Raw genomic sequence first — 17,751 nt, forward strand, 5'->3', positions numbered from 1 at the left:
TTACAATAACGCCTGAATCTTTGTTTTAAGCTCATCAGAGGCGGGTAATAGAGGCATTCGCACGTAATTTTTGCAAACACCAAAGACCTCAAGTACATGCTTTACTCCTACAGGATTGCTTTCAGCATACATCAGTGGATTAATGTCAATCAGTTCAAAAGTAGCTTGAGATGAAGCCTCAAAATCATTCGAAAGCGCTGCTTTTGTTAGGCGTTTAAAGGTTTCTGGAAAGGCATTTGCCAATACAGAAATAACTCCAACCGCACCAAATGACATCATCGGAGTTGTCAATAAATCGTCACCAGAAATTAATAAAAAGTCTTCCGGAGCATCTTTTGAAATGGCCATACACTGAGTTAAATCGCCAGAAGCTTCCTTGATTGCAACAATATTTTTATGTTCAGCCAAACGTAATGTAGTGTTTGCTGATATATTCGACTGCGTTCTTCCAGGTACATTATATAAAATTACAGGAACGGGTGAAGCGTCTGCAATCATTTTAAAATGCTGATAAATTCCTTCTTGACTTGGCTTGTTATAATAAGGGCTTACCGAAAGAATAGCACATACACCTTCTAAATCGGTGGATTTAATATTCTCTAAAACTGACTGCGTATTGTTTCCACCAATGCCATAAACAATAGGGAGTTTCGCTTTATTATTTTGCTTTATAAATGAGAGTATCTCAGCTTTTTCTGCTGAAGTTGTAGTAGCAGATTCACCAGTGGTGCCCTGAACAACATAATAATCTACTCCTTTGGCTGTATGTTCTAAGAGCTTCAAAAGCCCATCAAAATCAATACTTAAGTCTTCGTTAAACGGTGTGACAAGAGCCACCCCCGTACCTTTTAATGCTTTCATATTCTTTACTTCAATGCGTTTACATAAATAAGCATTTGGTCTGATAAGTTCTTCAAACCTGCACTTTTATTGATTTTTATCATTAAGTCGTATATCCCTTCTCCATCGTCAGAATGGCAACCTACTTTCCAGTTGGCTTTTGATTTTGTAAGTATGGGTTTGATCAAAGGGTTGATTTCAAAATCGAGATGAAATAAGTAATCGAAAGGCTCTTCTATAAATGAAAGAGCAGCCTGCGATTGCATTTTCCCAAAAAAATTGAAATCAGCTTTACTGAATGTAGGATTTTCTGTGGCCGGCTGAATTTTCTTTATTGGGTTGAAACATAAAAAGCTGACTGATTTTTCATTACCTATTGATGCTACAAATTCACGAATAGACTTCTCTTTCTGGTTGTCTTCCCAAGAGTATAGTATTCCTATTTTTACTGATTCTGAAAACAACTTGAAACTACCTCGAGAGTTTCTATTGTGGGTTGATGATTTTTCGAATAACGACATCAATTATTGATCATTTGAATAAATTCTTCTTCCGAAATTATTTTAATTCCAAGGGTGGTAGCCTTCTCAAGTTTGGATGGTCCCATTTTGTCTCCTGCAACTAAATAATCCAACTTTTTACTAATAGAAGAAACTAATTTCCCTCCATTTGCTTTAATTTTCTCTTGAAGTTCATCTCTAGAAAACTGAGTGAAAACTCCCGAAATAACAAAAGTCTTTTCCTCAAAAATATTGCTTTCTGGCGCTAGTATTTGCGACTGATCCGTTTCTAACTGAACTCCAGCTTGCTTTAATTTCTCAATGGTTTTTATATGTTCTTCGTTCTGAAAAAACTCAATTACACTATAGGCAATTCGGTCGCCAATTTCGTCTACTGCGATTAGGTTTTCAAAACTTGCTTGCGCTAAAGCGTCAATATTTTGAAAATGAGAGGCTAATTTTTCCGCAACCGTTTTGCCTACAAAGCGAATTCCTAAACCAAATAGAACGCGTTCAAAAGGTACTTGTTTAGATGCTTCTATTGCCTTAATTATGTTTCCAGCAGACTTATCTCGAAGGCTTCTAACGGTATAATCTCCTTTTTTATCTGAGAAAGTACGGAATTCTAAACCGTTTAGTTGATCAAATGTCAGACTATACAAATCGGCATAGTTTTCAATTAAATTATTTTGGAGTAGGCCCCTTATAGTTTCTGGTCCAAGCGAATCAATATCTACTGCTTTTCGCTGAATAAAGTGTTCAATTCTACCTAAAACTTGTGGAGGACAGGCCACTGTATTTGGGCAGTAATGGTTCGCTTCGCCCTCTTGCCTCACTAAAGGAGTGTCACATTCGGGGCAATTGGTAATATAGGTAATAGGTTGACTGTCAGCTTTTCTTAAAGGGAGGTTAACAGCGGTTACTTTAGGTATTATTTCACCACCTTTTTCTACGAAAACTGTATCTCCAATACGTAAATCAAGTTTTTCAATCTGATCTGCATTGTGAAGCGAAGCTCTTTTAACGGTGGTTCCAGCTAAAAGTACAGGCTTTAGGTTTGCTACTGGAGTAACGGAGCCAGTTCGGCCTACTTGATAAGAAATGCTTTCTAGAACTGTAGCAGCACTTTCAGCTTTGTATTTATATGATATTGCCCAACGTGGACTTTTAGCGGTAAAGCCTAATTGATCTTGCTGATTTAAATCATTGACTTTTATGACAATACCATCCGTTTCTACTGGTAATGAATGCCTTTTTTCTTCCCATTCGTGAATATAAGCCAGTACATCTTGAATAGAACCACATTTTCGATAGGTAGGAGAGACATTAAATCCCCAGCTTTCAACAGCATTCATGCATTCTGAATGTGTGCTATAGCCGAGGTTTTCACCCAGTAGATAATATAGGAAACAATCGAGCCTACGCTGAGCCACCACTGAAGAGTCTTGCATTTTGAGCGTTCCAGAGGCTGCATTTCTTGGGTTAGCCAATAAGTCTAAACCAATACTTTCCCGTTCGGAATTTACCCGTTGAAATTCTTTGATAGGGAAGAAGGCTTCTCCTCTTACTTCAAACTCTGCTGGTACATTACCCTTTAGTTTTAAAGGGATGGAACGTATGGTTTTCGCATTTGTAGTGATGTCATCGCCTTGAGTACCATCACCTCTGGTAACAGCTCTTTTCAAGACTCCGTTTTCATAGGTTAAGCTAAGCGCGACACCGTCAAACTTGAGTTCACAGAAATATTCGTACTCTTGACCTTCCAAGCCTTTAGCTACTCGTTTATCGAACTCAATAAGGTCTTCTTCTGAGTAAGTATTGCCCAAAGAAAGCATTGGGTATTTATGGATCACAGTATCAAACTCTTTGGTAATGGTGCCGCCAACCCTTTGAGTAGGAGAATCTTCTGATTTTAGTTCGGGGAATTCAGCCTCTAGCGCGGCTAGCTTTACCAAAAGTTGATCAAAATCGAAATCTGAAATTTCAGAAGTGCTTTTTTGATAGTACAAATCACTGTGGTAATTGATTTGATCGGTCAGTTGTTTGATTTGTTCTTGAGCTTGATCGGTAGTCATAGGTGTGTTATTAAAGATCATTCAAGGTTTTCTAATGAGCTGGTGAGTGTCTCTTCTGTGTTTTTTAAACGTAGTTTACAGTCTTTTATCAGTAGAGTGGCTTCTTTTACCAAATTAGATAAATCATCGATATCAGGTTGCTGATTTTCAATGATATCCACAATTGTTTCAATTCTATCTAACGACTCTTTGTAGGTCAATTTCTTCTTACTCATTGTTGACTGATTTTACTGTACTTTTGATTCTGTAGTGAGCAGTTAAGGTTTCCAATTCTTCGCCTGCTTCAATTTTTTGTTCCTCCGAAATAAATTTACCATTGATAAGTGAGATGGAATAACCTCTTTTTAGAACCGACTTTGGGTCTAGTAAATTGAGTTGTTTTTCTAAACCTTCCAATTTTTTTTCTGCAACTTTTAATCGCTGATTTATAGCCCTGTTCAATGGGTTTTTAAAGTGATCTACTTTTCTATTTTCTGACTTTAGAAATTCATTGGTAGCGTATTTTAACCTGAGCTTTTCTTGCGTCAACCTATTTTCTGATCGGTGAACAATGCCTTTTGTAGCTGACTGTAAATTATACACTAAGTGAGTCATTTCATGAGTAGAGCTTTGAATAGCCTGCTTGCCTGCTTTTTCTAACCGGTAAATGATTTCATTGAGGCTATCGTCAAAACGTTCTATTCCTGAAATAAGAAATTCAGCCACGGCAGTGGGTGTTTTCATTTGAGTATTGGCTACTAAGTCGGCAATCGTTTCATCACGTTCGTGGCCAATTCCTGTAATAATAGGGAGCGGGAATTGAGCAATATGAGAGGCAAGCTCATAATCGTCAAAACAATCTAAATCTACCTGAGACCCTCCACCACGAATGATTACCACCAAGTCGAACTCATCGATCTGATCATTGATTTGATGTAAGGCCGAAATGATAGTTTTGGGTGCTTGATCGCCCTGCATTAGCGATTGGAATAGTTTTACTTTGAAAGAGTAGCCACTGGTGTTTTGCTCAATTTGATTTTTGAAATCTCCATAACCAGCAGCCGTTTCGGAACTGATGATGGCTATGCGCTGAGGAACTGAAGGCAGAGCAAGTTCTTTATTGATGTCAAAAACGCCTTCGTCTTGAAGCTTCTGAATTACCTCTTGCCGTTTTCTGGCGCGTTCTCCAAGAGTGAAATTAGGGTCTAAATCTTTTATGTTCAGGCTCATTCCGTACAGTTCATGGTACTGTACTTGAACATTGAGCAGTACTTTTATGCCTGCTTGAAGCGGTGTTTTAGTAATGGATTCGAACCAAGCACTAAGATTACGGTAAGTGTAGGCCCAAATGTTTGCTCTGATTTTAGAAGTTACATACTGGCCTTCTTTATCAACCAGTTCCATATAGCAATGACCTTTTGGGTTTAGTCTCATTTCGCTGATTTCAGCAATAACCCAGTAGGAGGGTTCGAGATTTTTCTCGAGTTCTGATTTGATGAGGCTGGTTAACTCAAAAAGAGAGAGGTGAGTCATAGCGCAAATTACATCAATGCCATTCTTGATCAAATGGGTTTAAATAAAAAATCCTGCATGAGCAGGATTTAAATTTTTATGAATGTATTGAGTACTAATGGCGATTACCACCTCGTTTCGGTTCTTCTTTGTCTTCACGACTCATTTGTCTATATAAAGACCTTCTAAAGTCGCTTTCGAAAGAAACCATTCTCCATACTTGTCTTGAGTTCAGTACCTCATTAAATTTTTTCATGTAGGTTTTTTCTACATCTAACTCTGCTTGTTTTTGATCCAAGTAAATAAAAAGTAGCTCATCTGCGTCCTCTTCTTTCATGTTTCTTGAATCTTCGTACTTTTCATAAATGGCCTTCTTTTTCTTACTGTATTCTTTAGATAGCTCTATTTTCTTAGAGTCATATTCATTGAATAAGGGCCAAAATAATTTAGCTTGGTCCACACTAAGTTCTAAGCGATTGGTCAAGAAAGCAATTTTGGCTTTCTGGATTTTATCCCTCTCATCCTGTGAGGATCGTCCACTTTGGGCAGAAACTGAAAGGCAGCTGGCTAAAATGAAAAGTGAGAAAATAATTTTTTTCATAATTCTTGTACTAATGATCGAAGTATTCAAAGTCGTAATCTAATTCAGGGTTTTCGTTTAATGCGAAACTATAGCTTGAAGTTTCCTCGAAGATCATATTATCAAGCATGGCATCTAAACCTTCTACTGAAGATAGAAGCTCGTACTCAATGGCTTGACGTTCTTCTAAATAATTAATAATTGCCTCGTCTGATATTTCACTTAATAGATCAGTTTCATTAACCTGCTTTGTTGGTATGGCTAACCAAGCAACTATAATAAGAGCAATTGCAGCAGCCACCGACTTAAACCAAGTAGTTTGATATAGAGGAATGACCTTTGTTTCTGTATTAACTTTTGAAAGAATTTCTGAACTGAGTGTTTCAAAATAATTTTCTGGAGTTGAGAATATATTTTCCTTAAGCTCTAGATTTTTATGAAGAAACCCTTCATTTTCATTACTCGTTTCTCGGATCAATTTTTCTGTCAGATCGCTAAAATAGCCCTCTGGTACTTCAAAAATGTTCTTTTTGAGGTGATGTTCCTTAAGTTTATTATATGGAGTTTTATCCGACATCGATGCTTTGATTATCAAAGGGTTATAAGGTTTAATCTTCGCTTAAATACTCTTCTATTTTTTTAACAGCCAAATGGTAATTTGCTTTGAGTCCCCCCACGCTTGTACCTATAATTTCTGAAATGTCTTCATATTTCATGTCATCAAAGTATTTCATATTAAACACTAGTTTTTGCTTTTCGGGCAGCGTTAAAATTGCCTTCTGAAGCTTAACTTGTATTTGATCACCGTCAATGTAAGAGCTACTGGTAAGTTTGTTTTCCAGATCATAACTAGCTTCATCAATTGACCAAGCTTGCTTGCGCTGCCTTTTCTTTAAAAAAGTAAGGGCTTCATTAGTCGCTATTCTATAAATCCAGGTATAAAGCTGAGAGGCTTCTCTAAATCCATCAAGGTTTTTAAAAACTTTAATGAATACTTCTTGAACTACATCATCGGTGTCATCATGGTCGATGAGAATTTTTCGAATGTGCCAATAAATACGCTGCTGATACTTTTCCAGAAGGACGCCAAAAGCCTTGTTTTTAGTTACTGGCTTTTTAAACTCTTCTATGATTTGATGATCTTCCAAAAAAAAATGATTACAGCTAGTTAGATATTGGCAGCACCAATAAGTTTAATTGAAAGTTAAGCGGTTTTGGTTGATTAAAAAATTTTTGAAAGCAGAAGCATTTTATGGCGTTTGATTTTCGTTCTCTATCTTTATTGTAAATAAACAACGAAGACACCGTGGGCCTAGAAGAGGATATAAAACAAGGAAGGAAGTTTTCAAATCAGTACGAGAAACTCATCGTAAATCTGATTTATACTAACAGTTGGATTTCGGAGCAGCAGTTGAATATTTTTAAGCCGTTTGGCATCTCGTCTGCTCAATATAATGTACTGAGAATTCTTCGAGGGCATTACCCTAAGCCTTGTACTATTAACACTATAATAGATAGAATGATTGATAGGATGTCCAATGCTTCTCGAATTGTAGATAGACTTGAAGCAAAGGAGCTTGTAGTGCGAGAAGTTTGCCCTGTGGACAGAAGGGCTAAAGATGTACTCATTACCCAGAAAGGACTTGAATTGTTGGATGAGATAGAGGTGAATTCCAAGGTGTGGATGGAGAAGTTTACAGAAATTGCAGAGCATAGGGTTAAAGAGGCCAATGACTTGCTAGATGAGTTAAGGTCTTTACAGGATTAGGCCTAGTTTGAAGGTTGAATTGGTTACCGCTGAAGTATATTATTTCGCTGTCTAACAACTTAATGTTTAAACCTTTGTGTGTTTTTTTCATCTTACTCGGGTAAAACTATTTTGACTATGAAGAAAAATCTTAAATCGAGCGCTGTACTTTTTGCTCTTCTAACCATTTCTATGTCTTTTGTAAGTAAACCAAAAGCTTCTGAAGATACTCCTTTAGCAGTTCAACAAGACGGAATTACCATCCCTGAGAATGTTAAAACAATTATTGACATTAAGTGCATGAACTGCCACAAGCCTGACGCAAGAAATGAAAAGGCCAAAGAAAAGCTTCAATGGGAAAAGGTAGTTAAAATGAATAAAGAGGAACAAGCTGATTTTATTGCAGAGATGTTTGAAGTACTAGAAGAAGGTAAAATGCCTCCTCCAAGAATGGTAGAACGAAATCCTAAGATTAAATTGACAGAAGACGAAACGAAAGCTTTGTTAGCTTGGATGGAAGTTGAAGAAAAAAGAGTTAAAGGGAAATAACTATATTTCTGAGAGCATAAAAAAGCCTTTCACTCGTAAGAATGAAAGGCTTTTTTATGAAAGTGTAATTGACTTAAATCTCTCGAATTAAGTCCATAAGGCCAGCATTTTTTCCTTTAGGCCTTACTATCATCATAGGTATGTTATTATTGATTTGGATGAGCTGCTCGGCCCTGCTTCCAATAAATAAAGCAGTTGTAGCGGTTCTCCCTTTAACTCCAATAATGATTGTAGTAGGCTTGTGTTCGTTCGCAAAGTCAATGATGTCATTTACAGGGTTATCGTTGGTGTCAAGCGAATAAACTACTTCGATATCACAGCCTTCATGATCAATCTCAGACATAAATTTGTTATAGTCTTTTTCAGCGTTTGCTCTCATTACTTCAGCAAACTCTTCATAAGTTTTTCCAGAATAATGGTAGCCTCCAGGTACAGTGAATACATTTTGACAAATGATTTTTATATCACTATCGTATTTTCTAGAAATACCGATAGCCTCTTCCATAGCAATTTTAGAATGCACAGAGAAATCGCAAGGCACATGAATCAAGTTTAAATTTGATCCTGAATTTTCTGGTATAATGAAAATAGCACAGTCGGCTCTTCGCGCTAATCGATTTGAAAGTATGCCACCACCAACAAAATCTTTGTGGCGTCCCATCATGATTAGATCGATATCGTGTTTTTCTACAAACTTTAGGATGGCCTTGGCAGGAGATCCTTCTTTGATATGAACCTCACTAATGGCGACTAACTTCTCAGGCAAAGTAGATGATACCAAATTTTGGATCATCTTTCTCCTTTCCTCAATAGACTTGTCTTTGATTTCAGGGAAGTTTTTAAGAACAGCCTCTGGAATCTTCATTTCGCTAATGCTATTGAAGAAATGGATTTCCTTGGTTTCATGCGCAGTGGCAATTATCTCAATAAACCTGAGAAGTGTTTTGTCAACATCGCTGGTGTCCATTAACACCAAAATTTTTTCTCTTTTGGGCATAATTCTAATATAAAACTAGGGCAAAATTAAAGATTTAAAAGGTAGATGTACCCATGAATATAGGCAAAATTTAAACGGATTCTAACACGTTTTTTTTGAAGGTATTAAAGTTTCATTCCATTGATGGTATCGTAGAGTAATTCTATTAGTTCTTTTGAATGAGTTGGGAATGACGCGATTCTAATTTGTTTGCCCTTGTACTCACTATAGCCATTTCCGAGGATAAATCCTTTAGATGAAAGTTCATCGATCCATTCTTGAGAAGGGGTTAATGTATTTGCTACTACAACTGTTTTAGACCTGAGCTTTTCGTCTCCAACAAAGTGATTAAAAGAAGGGTGGTCGGTAATCAACTTTTGAAGGAGCAAACCTTTATAATTGGCTTCTCTTCTAATCACATCAATGCCTTTATTGAGCATATCTGTGGTTACTTTCATCAGTAGAAAGATATTGAGTACGTTAACGGTGTAAGTGGTCTGAAACTTACTTGCATTTTTAAGCAAGTTGGGCAGCGTTTGATAAGTGCCTATTGAATAACCATTGGCTTCTTTTTTTAAGGATTTTTCAATACAACGATTGTTCACTATCCATACTCCTAAACCAGCTGGCAGTCCAAAGCATTTTTGTACCGAAAAATAAGCACTGTCGATCTTCGTGAAGTCAATATCTATTACTGGAAATGCGGAAACACCATCAATGGCAATAAGGGCTTCGGGATGCGATTCCCGTACTTTATAAATTTCTTCCACGGGAAAAGTAACGCCTGTGCTGGTTTCGTTCAGTGCAAAGCTTATCAATTCGGTGTCTTGAGGAATGTCTTGCTGATTTACCTCTGGAATAGCTCCGAACTTAGACTCACTCTTTAGGGCTTGTTTGCCCAAGCTTTTAGCGAATTCATAAAATCGGTTAGAGAAAGCACCATAGCAGAAATGGTAAGATTTTTCCACTACCAAATTCTGGATTTGTCTTTCCCAAATTTCTGTAGCTGAACTAAGAAAGAAGATGTGGTAATCTTCAGGAATGTTCATTAACACTTTTAGGTTTTCTGCCGCATGCTGATAGTATGCCGCGGCTTGCTTACTCCTGTGGTTAACCTCCATTACTTGGTCTTTAACCGCTTGTTTTAGATGTTCTTCTACTGTGAAATAGAGAGCAGATGGACCTGGAGTAAAGAAAATTTTTCTAGCCATTGTGTTCTTCCTTTTTTAGCAATTCCAACTGTCGGTAATAATGATTACGTACAAAAAGAAAATAAAATGCTAACGGAAGCAAAAGTATTAAGCCGCAGATGAAAAACATCGTGTCGATGCCATAATATTCTGCGACATAGCCTAAGGCGATAGACCCAGCACCAATACCTAAGTCAACAGCTGAGAAGAAAGTGGCATTTGCAGCGCCTCGTCTTTCAATAGGAACAATGTTTAGGGCCATGGTTTGAACTGTAGGCATAATTAACCCGTTGCCCATTCCTACCAATACGCCACACATCATAAATGGCCAAAAGCTGTCGGTATATTTAAGCCAAATCAATCCAATAATGGTAACGAGTAGGCCAATTACAACAATGCCCGTAGGGCCTTTTCTATCCATTACCTTGCCTACCAATAGCCTGGCTACGGCTACCCCTATGGCCATAAAAATGAAGAACAGTGCACCTTGATTCAGGCCGAGCTCATCGCTATAAATTCGAATAAAAGATATGATGGCAGCATAAGGGAAAGCACCCATAAACATTACTGCTGCAATGCGATTCACGCGACCATCAAACATTTTTTTAAGACTGATTTTGGTTTCGCCTGTTTTAATGTTGGGTACTTTAATTATTAAGGCGAGTACAAGTGATGCAAAACAAACTGCAAAGGCAATATTAAAAAGATTCGTAAAATTGCCTTGCCCCATAATTTGGTCACCAGCATAGGGTGCAAAAGCAATAGAAAAAGTCATTGCAAGCCCAAAGTAGCCAATTCCTTCACCTCTTTTATTTTCGGGAATAAGGTCAGCGGCTATTGTGCTTCCGCTGGTTGTTATTGTGCCCCAAGTAAAACCATGAAATACTCGAAGTATTAAAAGAATAAAGAAGGTGGAAGAGAAGTGATATAGCCCAAATAGTATTGTGAAAATGGCTAAAGCCCAGAGGTAAACGGAGCGTCTTCCGTAGGCATCTAGCGCATAACCGCAAAAAGGACGGATGATTAATGCAGAAAGGGCATACACTCCAATGATATAACCTACTTGATTTTTATTTGCTCCTAAAACATCTACAGCGTATACGGGAAGGGTAGGCAGCAGAAAATAGAAAGCTGTTGCCATTAAAAAATAGGAAATGAAGTGAAGGACGAAATCCCTTGTTAAAATCTTATCAGTCTGCAAAAGCTAAATCTCTAAATGGGTAATTGCCTCAATGGCATTTGACAAAACAATGAATAAATTATCACGAATGAAAACAGAAACGCGTGCAAACGCATTTTTTGTTGATCATTATAGATGAGACGTAACATTTTAAGTTTAGGTAACAACCAATAAAAAGGGCTGGTTTTAGTTTTTATGGAACAATTGGCTTCGTAGCTTTGTATGTATATTCCCTAAGGGGCTCGGACACATTTTTGAACTTTACAAGTTAAACTAAAATTCCGGGTGATTCTCGCACAAAACAAGGCCTCACCTTGTTCCGTTTTTCGGCACAGGGCCTCGTTCGAAAGAGCAGGATAACAGTGGACTGTTGCGGGCAAAGGGATAGCCCAAATCCTGTCTATTAAGGAGGTTCAAAAACCTCCGAGTTCTAAAGGGTTTATGAAAAGCTCCGATTTATCGGGGCTTTTTGCTTTTCACCTAGGTTGGTTTGTTGAAGTCGCCTTGGCCTAAAAAGAAATAAGTGGTGTGAAATTCTATCACACCACTTATTTACTGACCTTGACCTTCTTATGTATTAAATCTAATTTTTGCCTTCTGCTTGTCCTTTAATAATTGTTCTGGCCTTATCGTAAATTATTCCTGTACCAACGGCACTAGGCTCGTGAAAATAAAGACCGTTAGAAGAAGAGTTAATGCTTGAAGTGAGCTTCTTTACATCAATATCTTTCTTTAGTTGGTCTATGCTAATACTGCCTTTCGAGAATTGATCGATCTGGCTTTTGTTGACTGAGATACGAACAGACTTTGGAAGGGTGCTTTTGCTGAAAAACGTATTGAAATTTAAGTTCAGAATAATTACTTCATCACTTTTTACGCTACGTAAAGTACGCCCGTAAGTAATAAGGCTTTCTTTTGCCATTTCAATTAAGTCATCAAAGGACTCTTCAATTTTATTGAGCTCCTCCTCATCTTTCTTTTTCTCTTCAGTATCTGCTTTTACAACGTCTACACGCTGACCACTATAAAAAGCAACTCTGGCATTATTTCCTCCTGAATTGTATGACAAACCTATGTTGTACATTAAGCCAAAGCCTTCAAAATAGGTCCAGCTTGTGTTACTTGTTTTTCTATAAACCCCATCAAAAGTAGATCTAAAAAGGTCGTCTAAAATGCCTGCCATGATTTTAGTGTCGGAAGACTCTTTGGTATCGTCATCTATTACTTTGGTAGTTATTTTGCCTTTGGCGGCTTCGAAAGAAAGTTTACCACTTAATAAATCCTTCAAATCTTTAAATTGAATAGAAGAAGAAATTCTTTTAGTACCTTTTGTTCCTATTGCATAGCGAGCAAGGTTTACATCCATAGAGCCTTTTGACTCAATATTGCCAGTCAAGCCATACTTTACGTTGAGCATAATTTGCTCACTGTCTTTTAGATCAGAAAGAATGCTGCCATAGTTTAGTAAGAATTCCTTAGAGAGTTCTTTGAGTTCATTCTCTCTTTCCTTATTCGATTGATCTGTATCGATTTCTTTTTTGTCACTTTCTTTTTTTTCATCAGTTGATTTAATAACGCTTAAGTTAAAGCTCTCTGAAAAGATAATTCTTCCGTGTAGACTGTTATCAGCTACATTGAAAATCACACCTTTTCCAGGGATGTGAATTCCCTTAATGTCGTCTGAAGATGATGTGTAAAATGGGCTGTCTGAATTTCGAAACATATCGCTCAGCACGTTTTGAAGAATGATGATGTCACGCTCCATTTTAGGGAGTTTAGATAAGTCTTGCTCTCCTGAAGGAAATCCACCAACTACTGCTGCACCAGTTGTACTAACGAATTGTTGTGCGTTTAATAAGCCGCCAAACATCATAAGCGATGCTAAGGCGAGTACTTTGATTGTTGTTTTCATTTTCATGATTTTGATATTTTGATTGTTATTTCTTTTCAATTTTGATTCTGTCTGATAATTGGCTTTCGTTGATTTCTCCTTTATTAAAAGCATCTAAGTCACTCATTTTCCAAATGGCTTCAAGCTTATAGGTTCGTTTTGCTGATTTGGGAGATGGAGGGAGTTCTTTTCCGTCTACTTTTATTTTGCTGTCTTTAATGTTGAACACAAACCTGAATTCTTCATTTGATTTAAGATGAGGTAGGTAGGAGTGAAAATCCCTGATGAACTTCTTAGTGGCCTCTTCTAATCTTTTTTGTTGAAGACTGATGACCTCATCGGTGTAGAAGGTGTCAAGTACTTCATAGTCGTGATTACCGAACCTTGCTGATGCTGTATTGATATAGATGTTTGCATTTGTGGCTTCAAAACTAATTTCAAGACCTTTTCCGCTTTTATAATCACCTTTACTTTCTCGTATGTTGTTTAGTAGCACTGCATCGTCATAATTCTTGATGAAGTTTTCAAAAGTAACTCGGGTAATTTCCGTGTCTCTTTTGATCGGGCTCATACCTTCTTGTTGAAGTTGGGCTTGAGCATTTACACTTACCACCAGACCAAGGAGGTAAATCAGATATTTTGAGTTTTTGACCATTTTATTTTTTGTTTGGGTTGTTTGCGGCAACGATGTCTACTTTTTCAGAAAGTGTCAGTATTGCATCTTCTAAATCCAGTTGCTTGTTGATGGTTGCATCTTCAAGGTTGGTAAATGCGGCTTGAATGTTTCTTAAGTCTTCGATGCGTTGGGTATCCCAATTGTTTGAAAAATTCAGAATAATTTCTCTCAGCATTTCTCTATAGTTATCTCCCAACTTGTCATTCAGCGAAGCCATTTGATACATGAGAGTGTTCTTTTCTTGCTCAAATACTTTTCGGATGATCTCTTCGGAACTCATGCTAGCCTGAAGAATTTGTATTTCGTTTCCAATACTATCTTGCACAGACTTTAAGCTAGCTTGCATGTAATTCAGCATCAGTTGACGATCATTGTTTACAATATCAGCTACTTGCTGTTCTGTGAGTCCGTTTTGAATATCGCCAAACGCCATTTGTAGCCCATCATCGTTATACTGAATTGAAAAACCAGAAGCCCAACCTGCTGTAATGATGAGCAAGATTGTAGCGGCTATGGCTACATATTTCCTCCAGTAGAGCCATTCGCTATTCGTTTGTGGCATTATAAAAGGAATAGACTCTGGTTCTTCATCATTCAAATCGGCCATCACGATTCTTGTGGCTTCAAGCGCTTGCAGTTCTTCTTTTACCTCAGGATGAGATTTTATATAATCATCAATCTGAGCTTTTTTCTCAGGACTGATCTCATCGTAGAGATAGTCCATAAGATCTTCGTTTGTTGGTTTATAGCTCATAATGAATTGTTTCTTGGTTAATATTCCATTGGGCCAGTAGCTTTTTTAAGGAGCCTAGGGCATAATACAAGCGAGACTTGACTGTGTTTTCTGAAATGTCCATCGCCTCGGCAATCTCTCTTATTTTCAGTCCTTCATATTCTTTCATAATCACTACCAGTCGTTGTTCTTCTGGTAGTTCGGCCAATGCCTTTTTCAATAACTGCTTTAACTCCATACTACCAAATTCCTTTTCAGGGTCGCTGTTTCTATCTGTCGATTCAGTGTTCTGAATAAAGTCTTGGTCGGTTTTCGACTGTACTTTCATAAAAGGGAAAACCCATTTTGCCTTTTGTCTTCGGGCTTCTTCATGACAGTAGTTTGAAGCAATCCTGTAGAGCCAGGGTTTGAATCTAGCCTCATCTTGTAAGGATTTCAGGTTCTTGTTCATCGAAATAAAGGTTTTCTGAGTCACCTCCATCGCTTGATCATGGTCGCCAAAATACTTTAGGGCGAAATTGTATATACGTTTATACCATTGCTTTACAAGTTGGTTCAGCGCAATGGCGTCCCCCTGTTTTGCAGCGGTAATCAAGAAGTTGGTTTGTGGCATCAGGTTGATTTCCTTCATTGGATTATCGTGTTCCCGAACTTATGATGAACTAAGCTTTTAAAAAGTTTGAAGGAAGTTAAGAAGATTTGAGGTTTGAAGTGAGTTGGATTACCTGTGCATGTTCACTAGTGAATAAAAAAAGCCTTTAGTGGGTTGCTAAAGGCTTTTTTGAAGAATAGAGGTGATTTTATTTTAATCTAAAATCGTCTACAGTAAATCCATTGTTAAAAGAAATGTCTTCGGACCATTCCTTTGTCCACTGATCTTGAACTATGTCTCCATCCCAATTAGAAAGGGCATACTCTCTATAGGTAGTAAGTTTTACACCTTCTATTTCTTCATACTTAACTCGCATCATAAAGGGTTGCTCTAGCCCATAATCTTTTACTGTGAACAAAAACTGATCAATCAATTTAGTGTTGGGGTTTATATATAGCAGATATTTATCTTGAACATCGCCAGTTTGTTCATCAAAGTTGACTTCAACCATTTCGTAGTTAATGCCATTATAAAGTCTAACTCCATTGTATTTTAGGTTTACACCTGGATCGAGTAGCTTGAAGTTCATCACAAACCAATAAAAATTGGTTTTCCTTAAAAAATCAGATCGCTTGTTTATTTCTGGTGTGTCTACTTGTTTACCGTCTACAGTAGTTACCGTAGAGTCACCGTTGTAACTTTGAATAATGGTTCCTTGATAATTGGGCATCATCTTATCACTCCGCTCAAGATATTCGGCCCAAGAAAGTTCACCATCAAAAATGTATCTTTCTTTTGATACGTCTCTATGGCCCTCTGGCGATTCATAGATATAAGTGTATTCTACATCAAATAAATCTTTTAAAGCATTTTGCCCACCAATTTCATCGACCATTTCGGTGATGATTTTTTCAGCCTTAGCCATTGGTGCTTTACTTTGGGTATTGTTTGCTGTTTGTGTATTCTCTTCTTGATTTTTTCCGTTCGAACAACCAAAAATCAAGATAGTACTCAATAATATTACAAGTGTCTTTTTCATCTTTCATTCTGTTGATTGCATAAAGTCAACCAGCTTGAAAACAGAATGTTATGGTTTTTCGGGACTAAATACGGGTTTCTGCAGAATCTATAAATAGGACTACGAATTATGAAATTTTTGAAGGGGAGGTAAGTCAAGTCTATCGACTTCCTCTTACTACTTTTCTTTCAGCCATATCATATTTTCTGCCTGAGCGGAGCACATGGAATTTCTGTTCTCCCTCGGCATTGGCTTCATATTTACCAGTAGTTTGGTTCCAATGTGTGCCATCATAAATCATTACATAGCTTTGGCCAATTACCTCGAATTCGTTTCCAGAAACTAACATGGCGGTATCTTCATCTAAAGCGACACCCAGTAGTTTTGGGTACTTGGCTAAAATTTCAAACATATCGAACTGACGGTTTCTGGCCAAAGTGTGTTGGTCTATTGCAATGTTTGAAATAAAGCCTAAACCTACTTCATGATCACCGATCATAATATTACTGCCTTTAGTGTCGCCACGGGCTAAGTATGAGCCTTGGATTGTAGCGCCAGCAGAGCTTCCGGCAATAACACCCCCTCTTTTGAGTAGGGCGAAAAGTTTTTCGTGCACTTTGGTATTGAGGTAAGAATCTGCCAAACGCCATTGGCGACCGCCCAGAAAATAAACACCACCTGCTTCGTCTAATACTTTAGAAAAAGCTTCCGTATTAGCTTCTTTGGGGTCAGTAGTATGAAGTACAGAAACTTTTGCCGCACCAAAGCCTTTCCATTGTTTCTCTAAGTTTTCTATTATTTCTGGAGTTATCTCATTTCCTCCTGCTGTAGGAATCACCACCATATGTGCTTTTCCTTCACCGCCTGCCAATTCAATAATTTTGGCATATACGCTCGGGTCTTTTAAAGCACCTCCGGCAATAATTAGATGTCCGTTTTTAGGGCCTTCTGTGGTTTGAGCAAACAATGAAGCTGAGATGAATGCACAAAGTAGAACTATGATTAGTCTTCTCATTTCTTCAACATTTTTTCAATTTTTTTCTCCATCAATTCAACCCATTTGGTATACATTTTACCAGAAGGGTGGAGGTCATCGTTTGCTATTAGCTCTGGGTGAAATTTAGCGGTTCGCGAAATTGGGGTAATGTTAAAATATTCTACGCCATACTTTTTAGCTATACTTTTGCTCACTTTGTTATAGGCGTCTAACTCCTTTTTTATTTGCTCTTCTTTTGCCGCACCAAAAGGTGTTTTGCCATAATCGGGAATAGAGACTACAAATACGTTTTCTTTTTTGCCCCCCGCATACTTAATCGCGATTTGAAGCAACTCTTCAAACTCAGGAGCGAAACTCTCCACTGATTTCCCTTGGTATTGGTTGTTGACACCTATTAATAACGATACTAAATCATAAGTTTCTAGAAGTTCAGTGTCTGCTTCAATAGCAGCTTTTAGATCATCAGTTCTCCAACCTGTTTTAGCAATGATTTTAGGGTCCCTCATAGGGATTCCTTCATGAACCATACGTGCTGCAAGCTGGATGGGCCAACGTTGAGATTCGGCTACACTTTCACCAATGGTGTATGAATCTCCAAGGGCTAAGTAGGTTTTCGACTGCTCTTGAGGTTCTGTTTTTTGCTCGGATGAAATGTTCATGCTTGAAAAGGAAATGAAAATGAGTAACAATGCTAAGAATGGGAGCCTTTGTTTCAT

The 17,751-nt window shown here is 37.6% G+C and carries 20 protein-coding genes; 2 read left to right on the forward strand and 18 right to left on the reverse strand.

All coding sequences use genetic code 11. The features are described 5' to 3' along the window. From dapA to AAC026_RS10105, 8 genes are all read right to left on the reverse strand, one after another. Positions 1 to 861 carry a 4-hydroxy-tetrahydrodipicolinate synthase gene (dapA, locus tag AAC026_RS10070; RefSeq protein WP_339697525.1) on the reverse strand — a complete coding sequence of 287 codons (861 nt, stop codon included), beginning with the start codon at positions 859 to 861 and terminating at the stop codon, positions 1 to 3. A gap of 5 nt (positions 862 to 866) precedes the next feature. Beyond that, the gene (locus AAC026_RS10075; protein ID WP_339697527.1) at positions 867 to 1,361 is read right to left on the reverse strand and encodes a hypothetical protein; all 495 of its coding nucleotides are present in this window, start codon (positions 1,359 to 1,361) and stop codon (positions 867 to 869) included. Next, positions 1,361 to 3,415, reverse strand: a complete 2,055-nt coding sequence (gene ligA / locus AAC026_RS10080; protein ID WP_339697529.1) for an NAD-dependent DNA ligase LigA — start codon at positions 3,413 to 3,415, stop codon at positions 1,361 to 1,363. Before ligA ends, AAC026_RS10075 begins: the two co-directional genes overlap by 1 nt. 17 nt (positions 3,416 to 3,432) lie before the next feature. Further along, positions 3,433 to 3,630 carry an exodeoxyribonuclease VII small subunit gene (xseB, locus tag AAC026_RS10085; protein ID WP_339609953.1) on the reverse strand — a complete coding sequence of 66 codons (198 nt, stop codon included), beginning with the start codon at positions 3,628 to 3,630 and terminating at the stop codon, positions 3,433 to 3,435. Next, a complete protein-coding gene (gene xseA, locus AAC026_RS10090) occupies positions 3,623 to 4,960 on the reverse strand; it encodes an exodeoxyribonuclease VII large subunit (RefSeq protein WP_339697531.1) in 1,338 nt (445 codons plus the stop codon). Before xseA ends, xseB begins: the two co-directional genes overlap by 8 nt. A 61-nt stretch (positions 4,961 to 5,021) precedes the next feature. Beyond that, complete coding sequence (locus tag AAC026_RS10095; protein WP_339610167.1) at positions 5,022 to 5,507, reverse strand: hypothetical protein; 486 nt, start codon at positions 5,505 to 5,507, stop codon at positions 5,022 to 5,024. A 10-nt stretch (positions 5,508 to 5,517) separates the two neighbouring features. Continuing rightward, positions 5,518 to 6,063 (reverse strand): hypothetical protein, encoded by a 546-nt coding sequence (locus tag AAC026_RS10100; RefSeq protein ID WP_339697533.1) that lies wholly within the window; start codon positions 6,061 to 6,063, stop codon positions 5,518 to 5,520. 31 nt (positions 6,064 to 6,094) lie between these two features. Beyond that, positions 6,095 to 6,634 carry an RNA polymerase sigma factor gene (locus AAC026_RS10105; RefSeq protein ID WP_339697535.1) on the reverse strand — a complete coding sequence of 180 codons (540 nt, stop codon included), beginning with the start codon at positions 6,632 to 6,634 and terminating at the stop codon, positions 6,095 to 6,097. 158 nt (positions 6,635 to 6,792) lie between these two features. On the opposite strand from AAC026_RS10105, the gene AAC026_RS10110 reads away from it, so the two are divergent. Together AAC026_RS10110 and AAC026_RS10115 are read left to right on the forward strand one after the other, a co-directional pair. Then, a complete protein-coding gene (locus AAC026_RS10110; RefSeq protein ID WP_339697537.1) occupies positions 6,793 to 7,254 on the forward strand; it encodes a MarR family transcriptional regulator in 462 nt (153 codons plus the stop codon). A 117-nt stretch (positions 7,255 to 7,371) separates the two neighbouring features. Continuing rightward, complete coding sequence (locus tag AAC026_RS10115; RefSeq protein ID WP_339608806.1) at positions 7,372 to 7,782, forward strand: heme-binding domain-containing protein; 411 nt, start codon at positions 7,372 to 7,374, stop codon at positions 7,780 to 7,782. A 73-nt stretch (positions 7,783 to 7,855) separates the two neighbouring features. Here the strand turns inward: AAC026_RS10115 and AAC026_RS10120 are convergent, their stop codons facing one another. From AAC026_RS10120 to AAC026_RS10165, 10 genes are all read right to left on the reverse strand, one after another. Beyond that, entirely contained in the window at positions 7,856 to 8,779 is a 924-nt protein-coding gene (locus tag AAC026_RS10120; protein ID WP_339608807.1) for a universal stress protein, read from the reverse strand. A 104-nt stretch (positions 8,780 to 8,883) separates the two neighbouring features. Further along, positions 8,884 to 9,969, reverse strand: a complete 1,086-nt coding sequence (locus tag AAC026_RS10125) for an aminotransferase class V-fold PLP-dependent enzyme (protein WP_339697539.1) — start codon at positions 9,967 to 9,969, stop codon at positions 8,884 to 8,886. After that, entirely contained in the window at positions 9,962 to 11,149 is a 1,188-nt protein-coding gene (locus AAC026_RS10130; RefSeq protein WP_339608809.1) for an MFS transporter, read from the reverse strand. Before AAC026_RS10130 ends, AAC026_RS10125 begins: the two co-directional genes overlap by 8 nt. A 562-nt stretch (positions 11,150 to 11,711) precedes the next feature. Next, on the reverse strand, positions 11,712 to 13,040 hold the full coding sequence (locus AAC026_RS10135; protein WP_339697541.1) for a hypothetical protein: 1,329 nt from the start codon (positions 13,038 to 13,040) through the stop codon (positions 11,712 to 11,714). A gap of 25 nt (positions 13,041 to 13,065) precedes the next feature. Continuing rightward, on the reverse strand, positions 13,066 to 13,674 hold the full coding sequence (locus AAC026_RS10140; protein ID WP_339697543.1) for a hypothetical protein: 609 nt from the start codon (positions 13,672 to 13,674) through the stop codon (positions 13,066 to 13,068). 1 nt (position 13,675) lies between these two features. Beyond that, on the reverse strand, positions 13,676 to 14,419 hold the full coding sequence (locus AAC026_RS10145; protein ID WP_339697545.1) for a hypothetical protein: 744 nt from the start codon (positions 14,417 to 14,419) through the stop codon (positions 13,676 to 13,678). A 19-nt stretch (positions 14,420 to 14,438) separates the two neighbouring features. Continuing rightward, positions 14,439 to 15,059 carry a sigma-70 family RNA polymerase sigma factor gene (locus AAC026_RS10150; protein WP_339697547.1) on the reverse strand — a complete coding sequence of 207 codons (621 nt, stop codon included), beginning with the start codon at positions 15,057 to 15,059 and terminating at the stop codon, positions 14,439 to 14,441. Positions 15,060 to 15,228: 169 nt separating this feature from the next. Beyond that, a complete protein-coding gene (locus AAC026_RS10155; RefSeq protein ID WP_339697549.1) occupies positions 15,229 to 16,059 on the reverse strand; it encodes a DUF6503 family protein in 831 nt (276 codons plus the stop codon). 139 nt (positions 16,060 to 16,198) lie between these two features. Further along, complete coding sequence (locus tag AAC026_RS10160; protein WP_339697551.1) at positions 16,199 to 17,053, reverse strand: cyanophycinase; 855 nt, start codon at positions 17,051 to 17,053, stop codon at positions 16,199 to 16,201. Beyond that, positions 17,050 to 17,751 carry an SGNH/GDSL hydrolase family protein gene (locus AAC026_RS10165; RefSeq protein ID WP_339697553.1) on the reverse strand — a complete coding sequence of 234 codons (702 nt, stop codon included), beginning with the start codon at positions 17,749 to 17,751 and terminating at the stop codon, positions 17,050 to 17,052. Before AAC026_RS10165 ends, AAC026_RS10160 begins: the two co-directional genes overlap by 4 nt.

Source organism: uncultured Roseivirga sp. (assembly GCF_963973945.1).
In the GTDB taxonomy this organism is placed as follows: Bacteria; Bacteroidota; Bacteroidia; order Cytophagales; family Cyclobacteriaceae; genus Roseivirga.